Genomic DNA, 18,434 nt, shown 5'->3' with positions numbered 1-18,434 from the left:
TTTTTCACAGTATATCTAAAAAGAAATTACTTTCCCCAGACTGTCTTGAAAACGGTTGTCAGACAAGGCGCGCAGTCGATCGAAGACGCGAATAGAAGTTACCTTCATGAGCGGACGAGAGAGGCAAGCAACGCAGTATGCGAGCGTTTGTCAACAGTCTGGAGGCTCGGATTGTAACCGAGCCTTCTACTACTTATATAACCCATACGTGCTACTAACATCCTGAATAAAAATGATTCCGTTTCCTGGCTCATCAATTTTCAGCCTTTTTCTAATTGAGGTTACAATTTCTTCTGTACCAGTTGTTTCAGAGAGGATTAATACAATTTCTTTTTCAGGCTCTATATCCATAGCAAATAATTTGCTCGTTTCATGAATCCCTGATCCTCTTCCATTTATAATCGTTCCGCCCTTCGAACCCGCTTCGGTTGCAGCATCAATAACGTCCTCACCATTTCCCTTTTCCACAATTACCGTGATTGCATGATACATGCTGTTCGCCACCCCGCTTCCGTGATTATCATGTATTTCTTTATGACTGCTAGCTCCAATTACTGTACACACTGGTATAGTAAATGCGATGCCATGATGTTTTTTAATAAATTTAAACTTTTTATCAAGTTGTTCGATTGCTTGAATTGCCGTCATTTTATTTGAAATCATGATGACAATCTCTTTCCGAACGTCATTTATCGCTAATAATTCCAAGAGGCGGCTTTTTATTGTACCTTTTCCCAACAATACTGTTCCACCTGAAATACCATGTTTCTTAGCAGTTTGTACTACCTTACTTCCTAATCCGAAGTCAACAATTACACAAACTAGTTCTAATTCGGTAATTTCAGAATCAATGGACATCCTTCACCATGCCTCCTTTTCTTGATTTATATTTAAAGACAAAACCTACAATCTGCAATGTAATAAGTGGAGTTAATGCTACCATGGCAATCATTCCAAATCCGTCAATTAGTACATTTGCCCCGTCGATCGCCTCCGCCGCACCCTGTACGAATGCCAAAATGAAGGTTGCCGTCATTGGGCCGGAAGCAACCCCCCCTGAATCGAAAGCAATCCCAACGAATAACTTTGGTACGAAATACGTCATAGCTATTGCAATAAGATATCCTGGCAATAGATAATGCCATAATTGAAGTTCGGGGATTAGTATTCTGACCATAGATAAGGCTACCGCAAGGCCCACTCCAATACAAAGTGAAAACATCACGACTTTTCTTCTCACATATCCACTTGTAACATCTTCAATCTGATGTGTTAATACATGCACCGCTGGTTCTGCGAGTATTGTCACTATCCCAAGGACAAAAGCTATAATTACAACGTATGCTTTATTATCTAAGGATGCGATAGAATATCCTATAGAAGTTCCAACTTGCATAAAGCCAGCATTTACACCAACTAAAAACAAGACAAGCCCCACAAAAGTAAAGAAGATACCAACTAAAATTTTTCTAACTGCCTTTCTTGACATTTTAAATGAAATCTTTTGAAATACAAGGAAAATCACCAACATAGGTACAAGGGCCATGATAATTTCTTGAGCTATGATTGGGATTTCGTGAAAAAATGGACCAAATATTGAAAGTGAACCCTCATCATGTGGTTCTAGACTTCCTGAAATCTTATCTGTTTTCATAATAATATTCATAATCATAACAGCGATAATAGCTCCAGTTGATGCAATGGCAACAAGGCCAAAACTATCTTTTTCAGAGGCTTTGCTATCCTTCTTAAGTGTGGAAACGCCTAATGCAAGTGCTAATATAAATGGGACGGTTAACGCACCCGTTGTCGCACCTGATGCATCAAAGGAGATGGCTAAAAATTCTGGAGAAGTAAATAAGGCGAGAACTAAGATGATGAAGTACAAAATAGAAAGTATCTTATACAATGGAACATTGTACACAATTCTAGCAAGCCCTAATGCAATTAACGCTCCAATACCTATCGAAACGACAATCACAATACTTGTTTTGGAGATTAACCCTGACGTAACTAAATCAACCTGACCTGCTAAAATGTGTAGATCGGGTTCGGCAATAGAGATGAAAAATCCTAGTAACAATCCGGCTCCGATCACAATCAAGATTTTATTTGATTTAGCTATTCCTTTTCCCATTGTTTGACCAATAGGTGTGATCCCGATATCTACACCAAATAAAAAAATGGATAATCCCACGATAATCACGATGGCTCCAATAATGAACCTGATAAGTAACATTGAATCTAGAGGGGCTAAGGTAAAGTTTAAAATCAATACCATCACTGTTATAGGAATTACGGCATACAGTACTTCTTTTAATTTTGCAGCTAACACGTTCAATTTAAATCATTCCTTTCTATATTAAATATATCTATCAAACTTTATTACTTTCAGTCTCGATAATTACAGATGGACTAGTTACCTCCATCTGAAAGAGACTTAATATTGAAAATAATTAACACGGAATAAATCACAATGTAATGTTACTTAACTATATTTTATTTGATATTATGTAACATCTCAATTGATAAGACTTTTATTTTTTAATTTTTTTTAATGGTTTTATAAAAGTTGTAGGAGAAAGGTTACGAAGTATTCATTCACTTCTTGAATTAATAAATATTTAATAGGTTACTAGATGCTGATAAGAATAAAAGCCCTACCTTTATTCTTAAATAGATATGGTGGGTGTAAGACAATCTTATTGAAGTCCAAATAAAAAGACCTCGGGAGAACAAACTTCCGAGGTCAAATTAGGTACGTTTAGTTTTTTTGCTTTTATGATTAACAATATTTCTTTATCTATATCTTAAAGCCAGCCCTTTTAAGAAATTCCTAGCATACCTATCGCCACATTCCATGTAATTCTTATGTCCTTTTTTTCGTAACAACGCACCTAATTCACTTTTCGTAATCCTTACTCCTGCTTCGTCTAGTATCTCAATGATATCCTCGGTAGTTAAGCTAAGTGCTATTTTTAATTTCTTGAGGAGAATGTTATTCACTGGTTCTTTAGAGAGTGGTGGTCTTTCAGGCTGACCAGGTTTTGGATCTTGCTTTCCTCTTTTAAAGGTAATGAAGCCATTTAAAAATAGCTCTAGGTCCCTATTATTGATATGTATTATATCCTCATCTTCCTCAAAGTCAAAATCATCGTCATCCTCATAATCATAATCGTCCTTTGGTTTTGTGAGGATTTTTTTCACATCGTCAATTGTTACGTCTATGCCACCTAAATTAAAAATTCTCACCATATCAATGTCCTTTATATCTAATGCATATCTTAGCCTAATTAAAATATCATTATTATTCATTTTTAACCCTCCGCTAAATGGAACAGGGACGTTTTTTGCTACTTATTTTAAGCATAAAAATCGTCCCCGTTTATATCATTAATTTTTCTTATTGTATTATTTGCTATACATAGCATACATCACGAATAATAAATTCAGAATAAAGTAGTATGTAGGAAAACACGATTATATTGTGTAAATTCACTTATCTCACTATACAAAATAGATAAATCAAGGTCAACATAGAAGGCACGTGTACATTGAAATATCTTTTACAATATTTCACAGAATAGTGACGATTTAGTTGTAAATACTATATTTCGTGTACTATGCTAACCCACCCTCATCCATAAAAACGGGTGAGCATTTCTTTTGTGATAACTATGTGAAAAGATTACTATTGAATAATAATAACTAAGCCAATTCCATTGACATAAAATTCATTGTCTATATAATAATTAGTATAAACAAGTAATAATTATAGATTTTTTAGTCAATAATACTAATAATCTATTTTTAAATAATAACAATTTGGAGGAATTTACTATGTCACTTATAGGAAAAGAAGTACAACCATTCACAGCACAAGCATACCATGCAGGTTCAGGTGAATTCATTGAGGTTTCTCAAGAAAATTTAAAAGGCCAATGGAGTATTTTTTGCTTTTACCCAGCTGATTTTACATTCGTTTGTCCTACTGAACTTGAGGATCTTCAAAACCAATATGCAACATTAAAAGAATTAGGTGTTGAAGTTTATTCTGTATCTACAGATACTCATTTTACACATAAGGCATGGCATGATCATTCAGATGCAATCAGCAAACTTCAGTATATTATGATCGGTGACCCTTCACAAAGAATTACACGTATCTTCGACGTACTAGACGAAGAAGCAGGTCTTGCAGATCGCGGAACTTTCATCATTGATCCAGACGGTGTTGTACAAGCACTTGAAATTAATGCTGGTGGTATTGGCCGTGATGCAAGTACTCTTGTTAACAAGATCAAAGCTGCACAATATGTTCGTAACAATCCAGGTGAAGTATGCCCGGCTAAATGGGAAGAAGGCGGCGAAACTCTTAAGCCAAGTCTAGACCTTGTCGGTAAAATTTAAGGGGTGCTATAAATGGTATTAGATGCTGATATTAAGCAACAATTGAACCAATATCTTCAGCTTTTAGAAAACGATATTCTGCTTAAAGTTAGCGCTGGCTCCGATGATGTATCAAAGGACATGTTGTCACTCGTTGATGAGTTGACAGCCATGTCATCTAAAATTAAGGTTGAGAAATCCACGTTGGAGAGAACACCTAGTTTTAGTGTGAATCGTATAGGTGAAGATACTGGTATAACTTTTGCTGGTATTCCTCTTGGACATGAATTTACATCATTAGTCTTGGCTCTCTTACAGGTAAGCGGAAGAGCTCCAAAGGTTGATCAAAAGCTTATTGATCAGATTAAGAACATTAAGGGCAACTATCACTTTGAATCTTATATTAGTCTAAGTTGCCACAACTGTCCTGATGTTGTACAAGCATTAAACGTAATGAGTGTACTTAACCCAGGCATTACACATACAATGATTGACGGTGCTGCTTTTAAAGAAGAAATTGAAAGCAAAGATATCATGGCAGTACCAACTGTATTTCTAAATGGGAATTCATTTGGCAGCGGTCGTATGTCATTAGAGGAAATCCTTTCAAAAGTAGGAAGTACTCCAGATGCATCAGAGTTTGCTGAAAAAGATCCATTCGATGTTCTAGTTGTTGGGGGCGGACCTGCTGGTGCAAGTGCAGCAATCTATGCAGCACGTAAAGGCATTCGTACTGGTATTGTTGCTGAACGCTTTGGCGGCCAAATTATGGATACACTTGGCATTGAGAACTTTATCAGTGTTAAGTACACTGAAGGACCTAAGCTTGCAGCAAGCCTTGAAGAACATGTAAAAGAATACGATGTTGATGTAATGAACCTACAGCGCGCGAAACGTATTGAAAAGAAAGACTTCGTAGAAATTGAATTAGAAAACGGTGCTATTTTAAAAAGTAAAACCGTTATCCTTTCAACTGGTGCCCGTTGGAGAAATGTAAATGTTCCAGGTGAAGCGGAGTTCAAAAACAAAGGTGTAGCATATTGCCCACATTGTGATGGACCATTGTTTGCAGGTAAAGACGTTGCTGTAATTGGTGGCGGTAATTCTGGTGTTGAGGCTGCAATTGACCTTGCAGGTATCGTGAAGAGTGTAACAGTAATTGAATATAATTCAGAGCTAAAAGCTGACACTGTACTTCAGGATCGTCTTTTCAGTCTTCCTAATGTTACGGTTATTAAAAATGCCCAAACAAAAGAAATTACCGGTACTGACAAAGTTAATGGTATTACTTATGTTGATCGTGATACTGAAAAAGAACATCATATCGAGCTACAAGGTGTATTTGTTCAAATTGGTCTTGTACCAAATACCGATTGGCTTGGTGATTCAATCGAACGAACAAGAACTGGTGAAATCGTTGTAGATAACCATGGTGCAACGAATATCCCTGGTGTATTTGCTGCAGGTGACTGTACGAATAGTCCATATAAGCAAATCATCATTTCTATGGGATCTGGTGCAACAGCGTCCTTAAGCGCATTTGACTACCTCATCCGAAACAACTGGGATACTGATACAAAAGCAACCGACCAGAAAACACTTGTACGTCAATAAAATATTATTCATGTCCCTTTATTACCAACCGGTAGTAAAGGGACTTTTTCATTCATTTTTGCAAAACTAAAACCCGCCATATGCAGCGAGTTTTAGTCTTACCATATTTAGTGATGATCATAATGTTGTTCTTCAGAATCTGGTAGTGTAGTTGGTACTTGCGATTCTGTACCAGGTTCAACCAGTAGAAATTGGCCCATCATGCCATCATCTTCATGGCGCAATAAATGACAGTGATACATAAGTGGATGATAAGGGTCGGCATGATCTCCGAATTCCACAACGATTCGAACCTTTGACCCGTTTGGAATAAATACGGTATCTTTTCTTCCTCTTTCGTACTCTGCAGGTTCCTTATCATTAATATCCAACACTCGGAATGCCGCATTATGAATATGAAAGTTATGAGACCAGCCAAAATTATTAATTTCCCATATTTCCGTCGAACCGGCAGGTACAACCTCATCAATTCGAGACATATCCATCAATTTGTCATTAATCTTGTTCTCCATCGTTAATTTGAATTGACGAACTCTCGCATTCTCCGGAGCCTCAATTGGTGGAACGGTTGATAGCTGGTTATCAATTGGAGCTGATTCAATCAATTCAGAAGCTGCAACTATCTTCAACAAATCGAATTCCCCATTATCTAAACCTGCGTTTCCGCTATAACTGTGGAGAATCGTTTCATCACCTGGTTCAAATTCAACAACGATTTCTGCTCGTTCACCTGGACTCAACATAATACGATCCATTGTGATTGGCTCTTGTAAAAGCCCCGCATCGTTTCCTACAAGTTTGAAAGATCTGCCATCGGTAAATCCATAATGATAGGCTCTTGCATTTGAGCCATTAAGCAAACGGAATCGAACTTGACTTGCCGTAACTTCAAGAAAAGGGTCATACGTTCCGTTTACAAGTATTTCATCACCAAGTGTACCAAATATCTCATCTTCTTTTTCTGTAAGCTGACCATCACTCGTAAACAACTTATCTTGTATTATAAGTGGTATATCATCGACACCATAATCAGAAGGAAGCTTTTTGGAATCCTCATCATCAATAATAAACATACCTGCAAGTCCACGGTACACATGCTCTGCCGTTTTGCCATGTAAGTGTGGATGGTACCATGTGGTTGCAGACGGTTGATCAATAGTCCAATATGGTGACCACGTCTCTCCTGCATCAACCATCTGATGTGGACCTCCATCCATCACAGCTGGTAATCTCATACCGTGCCAATGTAGGGTAGAAGGTTCATCCAAATTATTTGTGACATTAAAAGAAACCTTGTCCCCACGAGAAGCTCTTATTGTTGGCCCTAAATACGGACCATTGATTCCCCAAGTTTCCGCAATCTTACCTGGTAACAATTCTGTTTCTCCTGTTTGCATGCTCAATGTAAAGTTTTTTGTACCATCAGGTTCTATTGTAGGTTCGAGAAGTGGCGGGATCTTTAAAGGTTGCTCAAATTTTACCTTACCTACATTTGTTATGCCTTCATCTTTACTGCAACCTGCTGCACTAAACACAAGTAACATAATAATTAAAACTGCAAAAAATTTATGATATAATTTCAACTTTTTCCTTAACTTCCTCTCTAATCCGCTATATCGTTTCATCGTTTCTAGCCTATTTTACTACCGTTTCTACACAGTCCATTAAGAATTTTGATTTTGTCATAAAATCGACACATAATGCAACTCATTTCTACATTTTATTTACATGCGGGATAATAGAATAACCCCAAATTCAAAAGAATTGTATTTGAAGCTTTACGTAAAAATGGTTACAACGTATTTTATTTAAAGGCTGTTTTCGCAAACTTTGTTGCTTTTTACACCGTTGATTTCCGCTGCAGGTGGACGCTTTCTTACCTGTAGTCAAGTGTTTTTTATAATTATTTTTCTGTCTGAGTGATATAAAGTGTTTAATCTTTTCAACAGGCTGTTGTTCTCCGTTCCGGCGCTCGCTTTCCGCGGGCATGGCTTGAGCCTCCTCGGTAGCGAAAATCGTGCTCCCTGCGGGGTCTCAAGGCTCATGCTATTCCCGCAGGACTTTGAAATAGCTTCCTTGAAATAACCCACGCACGAAGAAAATGTGAATACATTTTCGAGGAGTCGCCACCTTCCTCTTCAATCAACATAGTTGGCACTTTATATAAAAGCAACAATCTTTTAGAAAAGAGCCTATTTAAAAAATGTGAATGTACTATTAAACTTGTCATGTACAAGTAATATACGTCATAAAACCACGCTTCTCTCAACCCTGTCAATAGGTATATCCTAGTATCTTCTACCTTCATTACCATAAAAAAACGAAAAGTGAATGCAATTTCAATTCTCCAAATCTATTAATTTTCAACAATTCAAGGAAGTTAGCATAGTAAAGAAGTTGGAGGTTCTACAAGAAGGAAAAGTCTCCCTTAAATATTACAAAATTCGGCATGTTATGATAGTGGCGTATCTTTGGTACACACAACAAGGAGGACTGAAAATGAAGAAAACCGTATTATCTATAGTAGTAGCAGGTGCCCTATTAGTAACTGGTCCACTCGCTAGTTCAGCAGAACAAGTAAGTGATTCAAAACATGTATATGAAAGTCGTTACGTCGTATCTGTCAACAACTCTACGAACTGGAATGACTTCTTTCAAAACTTATTTAAAAAATATTATACCGGGTACTCTCAAGCTCAACCAAAAGTAGAGGAACCTACAAAACCAGCTGAGGAGCCAACTGAGCCAAAGGCTGAAGAACCTGTTCAAGAGAAACCAGTTGTACAGCAGCCTGTTCCACAGCAACCCACTGAACCGAAAAACGAAAATACAAATCAGGCTTCTTATTCACTAAGTCAGTTCGAGCAAGAAGTTGTAACATTAACAAATAATGAACGTGCAAAATATGGCCTACAACCACTAAAGGTTGATTTAAAAGTTAGTGAAGTTGCTAGACTCAAATCTTCTGATATGAAGAATAAGGGATATTTTTCTCATACAAGCCCAACTTATGGTTCTCCGTTTGATATGATGAAGCAATTTGGTGTTCAATATCGTGCAGCCGGCGAGAATATCGCAATGGGCCAACGTTCACCACAAGAGGTTGTAACGGCTTGGATGAATAGTGAAGGTCATCGTAAAAACATTCTAAGTTCAAACTTTACTCATATTGGCGTAGGTCATGTTGAGGGGAATTATTGGACACAAATGTTTATTGGAAAATAAGTTAGTAGGTCTTTTTCAATAAAAATGCACCCAGCGAACTCGTTGGGTGCTTCTTTGATTTGATAGGAGTCTTTTCAAATACTCCTCTATGTAACTAATTTCCATCAGGGAGCCCAATACCTTTTATCAAGGCTGAGATATCATCTTCTTTTCGTAAGCTATATAATTCCCAATCAAAGACCGATTCAAACGTACCATCCGGGAACATATAACCACCATGTATAAAACCTGCCCCATCGATAAATCGTGGTATGACTTCAAGTTTATCCTCAATGGCTGCCTGTAACGTAACTAACGCAAATGGCTCTAAGGCATCAAACTTAGCATTTTTTCTTGATGAATCTATTGTAAAGTACCCTTTATGGAAACTTCGTCTAACAATATTATCACCAATAACCCTGCCTAAGTTCAAATACTCCTTACATTTAGTCGCTTTATATAAATCTATAATTGCAAATAGAGCAATCGCATCTGAACATGTTGTATCAAGATTAAGCTCTACTCCCCTGCCTGGTTCATCTCCTAATTCACCAAAGCCATTTCCTTTTGCAATCTGTCGCGCCATTCTCCAAAGATTCATATCTCCGGTATCTAAGAAAGCTCTAGAGTATGACAGTAAAAAACCACAATGGGCAAAATAACTTTTCAATTCACTACCAGCTTTTCCGTAATATCCACTTCTTTTCAATACATATCCTGTCAGATCGGTTCCATCTGTAAACATCGTTCTAAAAGAATTAATTTCCGGAATATAAGCATATTCTGCAAAACTCATTAATCCTTTATATGTCCAGTCTAGTATCTCTTTCGCTCTTTCACCAATTTCTTCAGCAATCTGCAGTTGCATCAGCGCATTTTTCCCGTAGATGGAGGTTGCTCCACCAGCACGAAGTACCTTAGCCTCTAGGGCTACCTCTCCAAATTCAGGTCCAAATTGTCTCTTTGCCCTATCACCGTACCTACTTAATGTATTTTCATCATCGTCTGTTTCATCTGTTTTCTTAGGTTGTGTAAACTGATAGGCACCTAGACCGGTCTCTTCGTCTCTTGCTAGAACAAACTGATAGGCAAGATGTTTTGCCCATTTTAATGCATCCTTGTCCCCATTCAAACGATAAAGACTGGCCGCTGCGTAGATAAGATCATTCCCCGTATTGATAAAAGATAAACCTAACGACTCACGGAAAGGGGGTCGCTGTACCAATTCATGCTTCCACACTGAACCTAGTTCTAGTCCATACTGGCCGTGCCTTCCTACATCAAGATCCTCCCAATCATACACATGAGCATTCCAAAAAGCTTTAATATACTTTGTTGTAGCCTCGGGATTCACTTCGTACATAAGCTCATAGAAGGGAAAACAATTCTTCAGTTCATGAACATACGCTTTTTCAACTGGTCCCACCGGTTCCAACGTCTTAAGATCAATAAACTTATGTCCACCCCACTGCAATAGGCCACTACTATCTACTAAATGGTCAAAATGAAATTGAATCGCATCCTTGGCTGCTGCTTTATAGGATGGTTCCTCTAGTAGATGGCTTAGAGAGGTTAATGTTCTAAATAAGTTCTGCTGAGTGGCCATATTAGAAACAACAACTTCACCCACATCAGAGAAGTTCCACTTGATTTGTTCTAACGTATCAATATTGATTCCATCACAAAACAATGGCGATGGATTTTTTCTATAGCAATCGCGTCCATTTTCTAAAACATTGTTGCAAAATTCAATTACTGCATTGATTCTAAGCTTGTCATTCTCCCATACTTCTTTATCATTTATCATTTTTGTATCGCCTTCTTTATGTAGATTTGGAATCCCTTTCGTACTGTAAAGTTTATTATAACAATTTTTTTGCATCATTTTCTAAAAAATCAAATTATAAAACAATTACATCTCAGGTCCTAGATAGAAATAGACCCCGCGGTTGTTCAAGTACGAAAGAAAATATAGGATTATTGAATTATAGAAATGTACGGGTGGGGATTGAGATGGAAGTTTATATTATTCTTACAGATACGGGCACTTTATTTACAAAAATAATTAAGAAATTCACAAAACAACCTTTAAATCATGCTTCAATATCGTTTACAAAAGATTTAGAGACCACTTATAGTTTTGGTAGAAAGAGAGCCAACAATCCTTTTATTGGGGGCTTTGTAAAAGAAAACATGAACGGTGAATTATTTCAAAGTGCCACTTGTGCGATTTATAGTCTTTCAGTTTCAGATAGTGAATATAAAAAAATGAGGGAGTTTGTCCAATATTTTGAAAAACACAAGTGTGACTATAAATATAATTTTATTGGACTATTTGGGGTATTGGTAAATAAAAAGATCATTAGAAAAAAAGCCTTCTTTTGTTCAGAATTTGTCGCAACGATACTGAATAGAGGTGGGATTAATATTACATGTAAACACCCGAGTTTAGTCAAACCTATTGATTTGGTAGATTGTAAGGATCTCGTATTACTTTATGAGGGGACGCTACATTCTTTTCTATTACAGCATGGTAATCATCCGAGCTCAAATCCTGAAGTTGGTCCTAAAGAAAAAAGTCGGAAACTCAATTTGGATACGATTTATATAAATATAGCAAGACTGTGTTTATCATTGCCAAAAAGCATGTAAATCAACAGCCTAAAACCCCACTGTTTTTATAGTGGGGATCAAGTTTTGTTGTCTTCACAGTAAGAGGCGACAATTGCCGCCATTGCTTTAGCACTTATAAGGAGGCTTTTTTCATTGATATCAAATTTAGGATGATGATGTGGATATGCTTCACCTGAATCTGGGGCGGCACCTACATAGAAAAAACATCCTGGTACTTTTTCAAGATAGTACGCAAAATCTTCTGAAGGTGGCTGTGGTGCAGTCTCCAAAACAGCTTCTACCTCTGGAATGGATGCTTGTTCAAGAGCTTGGCGAACTTGCTCCGTTACTTCTGGATCATTATATAGGACCGGATAATCATTGCTATATTCAAAGGTAGTAGTTACTCCAAAGGACTTTTCTAATCCTTCCGCAAAAGCACGCACTTGGGATTCGATGAGTTGTCGACTCTCTGGTGACATTGTTCGAACATCCCCTTCAATTGTGACTGCGTCTTTGATTACATTGAATGTACCCTTTCCATCAAAATTACCGATTGTAATCGAGGCGACATCAAAAGGGTTGATTCGGCGACTAACAATTGTTTGTAAATTCAAAACGAACGAACTTGCTGCAACAATCGCATCGTTCGCCAAATGAGGCGATGAGCCATGGCCTCCTTTCCCCTGAACAACTAATTTAAAATAAGATCTGCCTGTCTGCGTGTTTCCACTTCTGTAATAAATATGACCTGTTTTCATATTGCTCATGACATGAATTCCAATAATCGCATCAACGTTTTCAAGGACACCCGCTTTAATCATCCCAATTGCTCCACCTGGAGGACTTTCCTCTGCTGGTTGATGAATCACTATAATCGTACCTTCTAATTGGTCCTTACACTCTGCTAAGACTTGAGCTACTACCAACATGTATGCCGTATGGCCATCATGACCACAAGCATGCATAACCCCTTCGTTTTTAGATGCAAAAGGCAGACCCGTTTCTTCCTTGATTGGTAAGGCATCAAAATCAGCACGAATTGCAATCGTTTTTCCTGGTTTCGCACCTTTAATCGTAACAACCACACCACGCTCACCACCGAAGTTTGTTTCAACTGAATCCACTGGGACGTCTTTGTAAAAGTCACTGATATATTTAGCCGTTTCTTCTTCTTGGAAAGAAAGCTCTGGATGTTCATGTAAATAACGGCGAATCTCAATGATACGATCCTTTCTCTCATCCAATCTTTTCATTAATTTGTTCACTAACATTATTCAATCTCCTTTAATTTGTCTAGCCTTTGGTATACCAATTGTACCAATGAAGTTTTTCATCCACATCTACTACTCTTTTCCCTTAGAGCATAAAGAATACCTCAATAAAATAAATAATTTTCACACTAGGATATTTTTAACTATTTCTTCGAATAATACGGTCGTAAAACAATTATTGTGATAGGAGGTAAATCATGTATTTTTATAAAGAAGATTTAATAAATATTATCGTACCTGATAAGCCAGACCCTGCTGCAGCAAAGGTTCTCCAAGAAACATTAGGCGGTCGTTTTGGCGAGATGAGAACTATGATGCAATTTTTCTTTCAAAGTTCAAATTTTCGAGGAAATCAAAAACAGTTTCGCGACTTAATTAGAGGAATCTTTCTTGAGGAAATCAGCCATGTTGAACTTGTTCAAACTACCATCAATCAATTATTAAATGGAGCTGGAGAGGAAGCTGTTGGTGCCGGTGGTAGTACTGGTGCACCTTTGGAGGAAGCAATTAAGCATGCAAATCCTCATCATTTCATTATGGGAGCACAAAGCTCACTTCCTGTTGATGCTGCGGGTAATCCTTGGAATGGAAACTATGTGTATGACCATGGAAATTTAGTTGCTAATTTAATAAATAATCTTTCTTTGGAATCTACTGGTGTTCTTCAAAAGACGAGAATATATGAAATGAGTTCAAACAAAACGTTTAGGGAAACATTAGCTTTCTTAATTGTTCGTGACAATGCTCATCAAAATGCATTTGCAAAAGCTTTGGAAACACTAGGTGTTGAATGGGGTAAAATTTTCCCTGTTCCGAACTATGATATCAATAAGTATCCAGAATGTAGAAAGTATATAGAAATGGGCTTCAATAATGCACAATTCAATTTCAGATTGGATGATACAATGATGGGACAAATTTTCCAAGGGGAGTCCCCAAGCAGAGCAGATGGTGAACTTAAAGTCGTAGCACCACCAGATGGTTATCCAGTTCCTGTGTTACCAGAAATGCCAAATGAACACAGTCCTGGTATCCAAGACCTAAATAAATAACTTTTACATTCACTTCGGTCATAGAAATACGAGTCATAGTTTATGTAGCTTTACATATGAAAGAGGCATTCATCACCTTACAGATGTTGAATGCCCTTTTTGTGAAACTTTATTCCGTTAGTACAGGAGTTTTACTATATTGCTTTCCGGGATGATGGGCTGGTAACTGGCTGCCTTTTCCGAATAGACTATCTCTTAATGTGTCACCTTCATATTCTTTTCGTACAAGACCTCTTTCTTGTAAAATAGGTACAACGTGCTCTACAAAGTCCTTAAAGGTACCAGGAGTAATCGCATATGCAATGTTAAAACCATCAATCCCTGTCTCTTCTACCCAACTTTCCAAATCATCTGCAATCTGTTCTGGGCTTCCAACTGTAACAGGACCCAATCCACCAATGCCGGTATATTTTTTAATTTCATCGATCGTCCATTTTTTATCTGAATCAATTTTCGTAAAGTTCTCAACTGTAGATTGAATCGCATCATTCTTTACATATTTAAGATTTTCATTCGGTCCATATTCCGAAAAGTCAATTCCAGTCCAGCCACCGAGAAGTGCCAATGCCCCTTCATAGCTAATATGTTTTTGGTACTCATTGTACTTTTCATACGCTTCCTCTTCTGTCCGACCAACGATTGGAGTAATGCAAGCCAGTATTTTTATCTCTTCTTGTGCTCTTCCAGACTTACGTGCTTCTTCACGTAGTTTTGTGACAGATCGCTTAGCCGCATTCTTTGTCGGTGCACCGATAAAGATTAATTCAGCATGTTTGCCTGCAAAAGTACGCCCCTTCGTAGACGTTCCTGCTTGATAGAGTACTGGTGTTCTTTGTGGGGAAGGCTCGCAAAGATGGGCCCCTGGTACCTTATAATACTTCCCTTCATGCTTGATATCATGGACTTTGCTTGGGTCTGCGAAAATTCGATTCTCTTTGTCTAATAAAACAGCATCATCCTCCCAGCTGCCCTCCCACAATTTATAGCAAACTTGTAAATATTCCTCGGCAATGTCATAGCGTTCATCATGCTTAATTTGGTCTTCTAAACCCATGTTAACGGCAGCGCTTTTTAAGTAGGAAGTGACAATATTCCAGCCTACACGCCCCTTTGTGATATGATCTAGCGTAGACATCCGACGGGCAAATGTATACGGATGCTCATGGGTGACAGATGCTGTGACCCCAAAACCTAAGTGCTTTGTCACCGCCGACATTAAGGGCACAATTAGGGACGGGTCATTTACAGGTGTTTGAGTTCCTTGACGAATAGCAGCATCTCTAGAGCCTTGATACACATCATAAGGACCTAATACATCTGCTAGAAAAATAGCATCAAACCTGCCCGCTTCCAGAATCTTAGCTAGCTCTATCCAGTACTCGCTGTCTTTATAACGATGAGATTGGTCCTCTGGATGTGTCCATAACCCCGGTGATTGGTGACCTACACAGTTCATATCAAACGCATTTAAATACAATCTTTTCTTTGTCATTTCATTAGCTCCTTTTCAATTCATGTAAGTATCTTTGATTTTATAAAACAAGATTTCTTTTCTGATTTACTGTTTCACTAAAGTAATAAAGCTCTTTTTTCAATCTATCCAAAACATTCACATCAATGATTGGATTATCTATTTGCTTTTTATCGATTTGGCAATCTAAGAAGTAAACCCCTTGTAAGCTTTGCCCTTTCAATGCAGCGAGTAAAGGTTTTAAGCTGAACTCAATTGCAAGTAAGTGGGCAGGACTACCGCCTGTCATGATGGGTAACACCGTTTTTCCCGCTAATACATCTTGAGGCAGTAAATCTATTAGAGCCTTTAGCACTCCTGTATAGGCTGCCTTATATACAGGCGACCCTATAATCACACCATCTGCCCCTTGAATTAGTAAGGTGAGTTCCTTAAGGGAGGGACTGTCAAACTTTAGATTAAAGATATCTTCATAAGGAATATCTCTAACAGAAACATGTGTAACTGCAAATCCCTCACGCTTTAGTTTGTTCCCAACATACTGAAGTACCAAATCTGTTCTAGAACTTTCCGATGGGCTTCCTGACAAAATCACGATTTCACTCATAATGTTCATCCTCTCTTCTATGATTTATATCTAAAAATACCTTTCTTGATTGACATCGGGCCTATCCTCCTGTTGGCCGTTTGTTTATCACGGTACTCCCCCTTCCATATGGCACAAGTCCAACAAAAAAAGGCATCTTTATCCAGAGCGTTAGAATGACGCTTTGGTAATAAAGATGCCTTTAGTGGTCTAATCGGCAAGTATTTACGTTTTTTTGGTTGTTGATTGAATATTGCTTGATGTGGGTTTATGCAAGGAAAACCGTCTCTTTTCCGTCGCATCGATTTGAGTGATTTCGCCATTGTGAACGGTAATCACAATAGATCCAAACTCTAATTTCTCCAAGGTTGATAGAATATGTGTCACCTTTGATTCCTCAAGTTTTGCCATAAAACCCCTCCCTGCTAGTGGTATGCATCAGACAATCCTCTGGTTGACCAGTATGGAAGTCTGTTCATTTTGACCAAAATAAAAGCCCTCTTCAACTAAGAAGAGGGCATACGTACATCGGTTTCGTACACTCTTCTTATCTTTCAAGCCTAACGCTTGCTGGAATTGGCACAGTACAATATGTCTGTTGCCGAGGCTTCAACGGGCCAGTCCCTCCACCTCTCTGGATAAGAAAAAATATATGTAATTTTTTGACTACTTAATTTATTGATTGATACTAAATTACACGGAATTTCACCATCTGTCAATCACTTTCTTTTTAAAACTATCCAAAGAATACAACTTTAGTTATTTAGTCACAGGCTGGGTCAGAGGGACAGGCTCTTTGTCCCAGTTACCACTCTGGGTCACGGGGACAGGCTCTTTGTCCCAGATTTCATTTAACCTTAGTTATGATGTTTTGTAAAAAAATGGTGGGTCATGGTACCTGTCCCCTTGACCCATTATTTTTTTCGTTTTGCCCAGTTGTTTTTTAGTTCAGGGTTTGCGTCGGGTAGGACATATGTTTCAATGACATGGTTTACGGGTTGTTCGGATACTAGGTTGTATGTGGAAAGCTTGACCTTCTTATTATTTATGGTCTGAACCATAATATATTTCAAAGAGGCTCCACCCCAATAGATATCTTTAATTTCCCGAATGGGTATTGCTTGTTTACGCCCTTTCAACTGACCATTTTCAATTGTAAATAATGCCTTTCCGTTCATCACGACAGAAAGAATCTTTAAAAATATACTTCCAAAGAAAAACGTCCCAATAATACCAATGACAATTCCAAAGAATCCCCTTAATATACTCGTACTAGGTACAATGTAAAAGAGAATGAAAAGTCCCGCAACGGTCATTAACCCGCTTAAAAAGACCATACAGCCTGCCCAAAGTGGCAGAAAGACCACTTCAACTTTATCATTTGATATTTTAATATTATTTTCCATGCGTAAGCTCCTCCTTTTTCTCCTTAAAAGCAGATATGTTACTTTCTAAGAGGAGATTCACGATATCCACACTGCATGGTTGAGCTTTGAAAAGGTCATCCTTCTTTTCAATAATCCAATTATTCTCTGCATGGTTTGTAAACATCACAATATTTGTTGCGTGTGGCTCTTTATTTTCGTTAAACTCAAGAAACAGCAATGTATTTAGTAAACCATTTGTCTGCTCTAGTATGTTATTAAACTGTTGCTTTGCTCCAACATGCTGCGGTCTTTCAAATTTACTTTTATTATCATTTAACGCTACCAGTAATTCTTCAAGCTCATTTTGTGTCAGCTGCAATGTACTTGCCTCATTCTCAAAGACATCTCCAATTCGATAATACTCAGATATCTTCCTACTAACATCCTCCAGGGACACAAACGTGAATTCATGTACCATTTCATCGAACAACAGAGCGTGTTGAATAATCCCCTTCTCACCAAAGTGAAAGGATAATTGTTCCTCTCCTTTTCCACCTTCAGCGTGACGTGAGGCTTTAATGGATTGTTGCGAATAGTTAAGTGTCGAAATGATACTTGCTAAATCATCTGTTAACGTAAATTTATGATTTTCATAATGTACTAGATTTTTAGCGAGTAGGGAACGACATGTGATTTGAAACAGTAGGTCCATCTTGTCGTCCTCGAGTTCACCAAAATACACCTGCTTAAGTGCATTTCCTTGTTCAAAATATCCTTCACTATAAAAACAATAGATTAGTTCTTCAATTGAAAGCGAAATTCGTTCCATTTTTTCCTCCTATTTTTCACTAAAAATCATTTGTT

At 37.7% G+C, this 18,434-nt stretch carries 16 protein-coding genes and 1 riboswitch; of the genes, 5 read left to right on the top strand and 11 right to left on the bottom strand.

Features of this window, described 5'->3' with window-relative positions:
• Positions 1 to 189: 189 nt before the first annotated feature.
• From ACWNMY_RS14255 to ACWNMY_RS14245, 3 genes are all read right to left on the bottom strand, one after another.
• Complete coding sequence (locus ACWNMY_RS14255; protein ID WP_449538930.1) at positions 190 to 858, bottom strand: P-II family nitrogen regulator; 669 nt, start codon at positions 856 to 858, stop codon at positions 190 to 192.
• Positions 848 to 2,335 carry a DUF1538 domain-containing protein gene (locus ACWNMY_RS14250; protein ID WP_449539133.1) on the bottom strand — a complete coding sequence of 496 codons (1,488 nt, stop codon included), beginning with the start codon at positions 2,333 to 2,335 and terminating at the stop codon, positions 848 to 850. Before ACWNMY_RS14250 ends, ACWNMY_RS14255 begins: the two co-directional genes overlap by 11 nt.
• Before the next feature lie 464 nt (positions 2,336 to 2,799).
• Positions 2,800 to 3,315: a DUF1456 family protein gene (locus ACWNMY_RS14245; RefSeq protein ID WP_449538929.1), complete on the bottom strand. Its 516-nt coding sequence runs from the start codon at positions 3,313 to 3,315 to the stop codon at positions 2,800 to 2,802.
• A gap of 525 nt (positions 3,316 to 3,840) precedes the next feature.
• Between ACWNMY_RS14245 and ahpC the strand changes: the two genes are divergently transcribed.
• Both ahpC and ahpF read left to right on the top strand, forming a co-directional pair.
• Positions 3,841 to 4,410, top strand: coding sequence for an alkyl hydroperoxide reductase subunit C (gene ahpC, locus ACWNMY_RS14240; protein ID WP_449538928.1), 570 nt, complete (start codon positions 3,841 to 3,843; stop codon positions 4,408 to 4,410).
• Positions 4,411 to 4,422: 12 nt separating this feature from the next.
• Positions 4,423 to 6,003, top strand: coding sequence for an alkyl hydroperoxide reductase subunit F (ahpF, locus tag ACWNMY_RS14235; RefSeq protein ID WP_449538927.1), 1,581 nt, complete (start codon positions 4,423 to 4,425; stop codon positions 6,001 to 6,003).
• 107 nt (positions 6,004 to 6,110) lie between these two features.
• Here ahpF and ACWNMY_RS14230 read toward each other — a convergent pair whose 3' ends face one another.
• The gene (locus tag ACWNMY_RS14230) at positions 6,111 to 7,586 is read right to left on the bottom strand and encodes a multicopper oxidase family protein (RefSeq protein WP_449538926.1); all 1,476 of its coding nucleotides are present in this window, start codon (positions 7,584 to 7,586) and stop codon (positions 6,111 to 6,113) included.
• A 916-nt stretch (positions 7,587 to 8,502) separates the two neighbouring features.
• Between ACWNMY_RS14230 and ACWNMY_RS14225 the strand changes: the two genes are divergently transcribed.
• Positions 8,503 to 9,228 (top strand): CAP domain-containing protein, encoded by a 726-nt coding sequence (locus ACWNMY_RS14225; protein WP_449538925.1) that lies wholly within the window; start codon positions 8,503 to 8,505, stop codon positions 9,226 to 9,228.
• A 94-nt stretch (positions 9,229 to 9,322) separates the two neighbouring features.
• On the opposite strand, the gene ACWNMY_RS14220 is transcribed toward ACWNMY_RS14225, so the two are convergent.
• Positions 9,323 to 11,014: a hypothetical protein gene (locus ACWNMY_RS14220; RefSeq protein WP_449538924.1), complete on the bottom strand. Its 1,692-nt coding sequence runs from the start codon at positions 11,012 to 11,014 to the stop codon at positions 9,323 to 9,325.
• A gap of 206 nt (positions 11,015 to 11,220) precedes the next feature.
• On the opposite strand from ACWNMY_RS14220, the gene ACWNMY_RS14215 reads away from it, so the two are divergent.
• Complete coding sequence (locus ACWNMY_RS14215) at positions 11,221 to 11,859, top strand: hypothetical protein (protein WP_449538923.1); 639 nt, start codon at positions 11,221 to 11,223, stop codon at positions 11,857 to 11,859.
• A gap of 38 nt (positions 11,860 to 11,897) precedes the next feature.
• Here the strand turns inward: ACWNMY_RS14215 and ACWNMY_RS14210 are convergent, their stop codons facing one another.
• Positions 11,898 to 13,094: a M20 family metallopeptidase gene (locus ACWNMY_RS14210; protein WP_449538922.1), complete on the bottom strand. Its 1,197-nt coding sequence runs from the start codon at positions 13,092 to 13,094 to the stop codon at positions 11,898 to 11,900.
• Between the two features lie 197 nt (positions 13,095 to 13,291).
• Between ACWNMY_RS14210 and ACWNMY_RS14205 the strand changes: the two genes are divergently transcribed.
• Positions 13,292 to 14,146 carry a manganese catalase family protein gene (locus ACWNMY_RS14205; RefSeq protein ID WP_449538921.1) on the top strand — a complete coding sequence of 285 codons (855 nt, stop codon included), beginning with the start codon at positions 13,292 to 13,294 and terminating at the stop codon, positions 14,144 to 14,146.
• A gap of 109 nt (positions 14,147 to 14,255) precedes the next feature.
• On the opposite strand, the gene ACWNMY_RS14200 is transcribed toward ACWNMY_RS14205, so the two are convergent.
• The 5 genes from ACWNMY_RS14200 to ACWNMY_RS14180 form a co-directional block, all read right to left on the bottom strand.
• Positions 14,256 to 15,638, bottom strand: a complete 1,383-nt coding sequence (locus ACWNMY_RS14200) for an LLM class flavin-dependent oxidoreductase (protein WP_449538920.1) — start codon at positions 15,636 to 15,638, stop codon at positions 14,256 to 14,258.
• Positions 15,639 to 15,678: 40 nt separating this feature from the next.
• Positions 15,679 to 16,224, bottom strand: coding sequence for an NADPH-dependent FMN reductase (gene ssuE / locus ACWNMY_RS14195; protein WP_449538919.1), 546 nt, complete (start codon positions 16,222 to 16,224; stop codon positions 15,679 to 15,681).
• Between the two features lie 204 nt (positions 16,225 to 16,428).
• Positions 16,429 to 16,614: a YezD family protein gene (locus tag ACWNMY_RS14190; protein WP_449538918.1), complete on the bottom strand. Its 186-nt coding sequence runs from the start codon at positions 16,612 to 16,614 to the stop codon at positions 16,429 to 16,431.
• Between the two features lie 133 nt (positions 16,615 to 16,747).
• Positions 16,748 to 16,848: riboswitch (SAM riboswitch) on the bottom strand.
• 269 nt (positions 16,849 to 17,117) lie between these two features.
• Positions 17,118 to 17,609 carry a DUF5381 family protein gene (locus tag ACWNMY_RS14185; protein ID WP_449538917.1) on the bottom strand — a complete coding sequence of 164 codons (492 nt, stop codon included), beginning with the start codon at positions 17,607 to 17,609 and terminating at the stop codon, positions 17,118 to 17,120.
• Entirely contained in the window at positions 17,599 to 18,399 is an 801-nt protein-coding gene (locus ACWNMY_RS14180) for a hypothetical protein (RefSeq protein ID WP_449538916.1), read from the bottom strand. The genes ACWNMY_RS14185 and ACWNMY_RS14180 overlap by 11 nt, the downstream gene beginning before the upstream one ends.
• Between the last annotated feature and the right edge of the window lie 35 nt (positions 18,400 to 18,434).

Source organism: Ferdinandcohnia sp. Marseille-Q9671 (assembly GCF_976954385.1).
This window is presented reverse-complemented; position numbering and strand designations above follow the sequence as displayed.

What these genes read in the sequence shown, in the direction of transcription:
- ACWNMY_RS14255 (WP_449538930.1), bottom strand. Translation starts at nt 858, where the DNA reads ATGTCCATTGATTCTGAAATTACCGAATTAGAACTAGTTTGTGTAATT.
- ACWNMY_RS14245 (WP_449538929.1), bottom strand. Translation starts at nt 3,315, where the DNA reads ATGAATAATAATGATATTTTAATTAGGCTAAGATATGCATTAGATATA.
- ahpC (WP_449538928.1), top strand. Translation starts at nt 3,841, where the DNA reads ATGTCACTTATAGGAAAAGAAGTACAACCATTCACAGCACAAGCATAC.
- ahpF (WP_449538927.1), top strand. Translation starts at nt 4,423, where the DNA reads ATGGTATTAGATGCTGATATTAAGCAACAATTGAACCAATATCTTCAG.
- ACWNMY_RS14225 (WP_449538925.1), top strand. Translation starts at nt 8,503, where the DNA reads ATGAAGAAAACCGTATTATCTATAGTAGTAGCAGGTGCCCTATTAGTA.
- ACWNMY_RS14220 (WP_449538924.1), bottom strand. Translation starts at nt 11,014, where the DNA reads ATGATAAATGATAAAGAAGTATGGGAGAATGACAAGCTTAGAATCAAT.
- ACWNMY_RS14215 (WP_449538923.1), top strand. Translation starts at nt 11,221, where the DNA reads ATGGAAGTTTATATTATTCTTACAGATACGGGCACTTTATTTACAAAA.
- ACWNMY_RS14210 (WP_449538922.1), bottom strand. Translation starts at nt 13,094, where the DNA reads ATGTTAGTGAACAAATTAATGAAAAGATTGGATGAGAGAAAGGATCGT.
- ACWNMY_RS14205 (WP_449538921.1), top strand. Translation starts at nt 13,292, where the DNA reads ATGTATTTTTATAAAGAAGATTTAATAAATATTATCGTACCTGATAAG.
- ACWNMY_RS14200 (WP_449538920.1), bottom strand. Translation starts at nt 15,638, where the DNA reads ATGACAAAGAAAAGATTGTATTTAAATGCGTTTGATATGAACTGTGTA.
- ssuE (WP_449538919.1), bottom strand. Translation starts at nt 16,224, where the DNA reads ATGAGTGAAATCGTGATTTTGTCAGGAAGCCCATCGGAAAGTTCTAGA.
- ACWNMY_RS14190 (WP_449538918.1), bottom strand. Translation starts at nt 16,614, where the DNA reads ATGGCAAAACTTGAGGAATCAAAGGTGACACATATTCTATCAACCTTG.
- ACWNMY_RS14185 (WP_449538917.1), bottom strand. Translation starts at nt 17,609, where the DNA reads ATGGAAAATAATATTAAAATATCAAATGATAAAGTTGAAGTGGTCTTT.
- ACWNMY_RS14180 (WP_449538916.1), bottom strand. Translation starts at nt 18,399, where the DNA reads ATGGAACGAATTTCGCTTTCAATTGAAGAACTAATCTATTGTTTTTAT.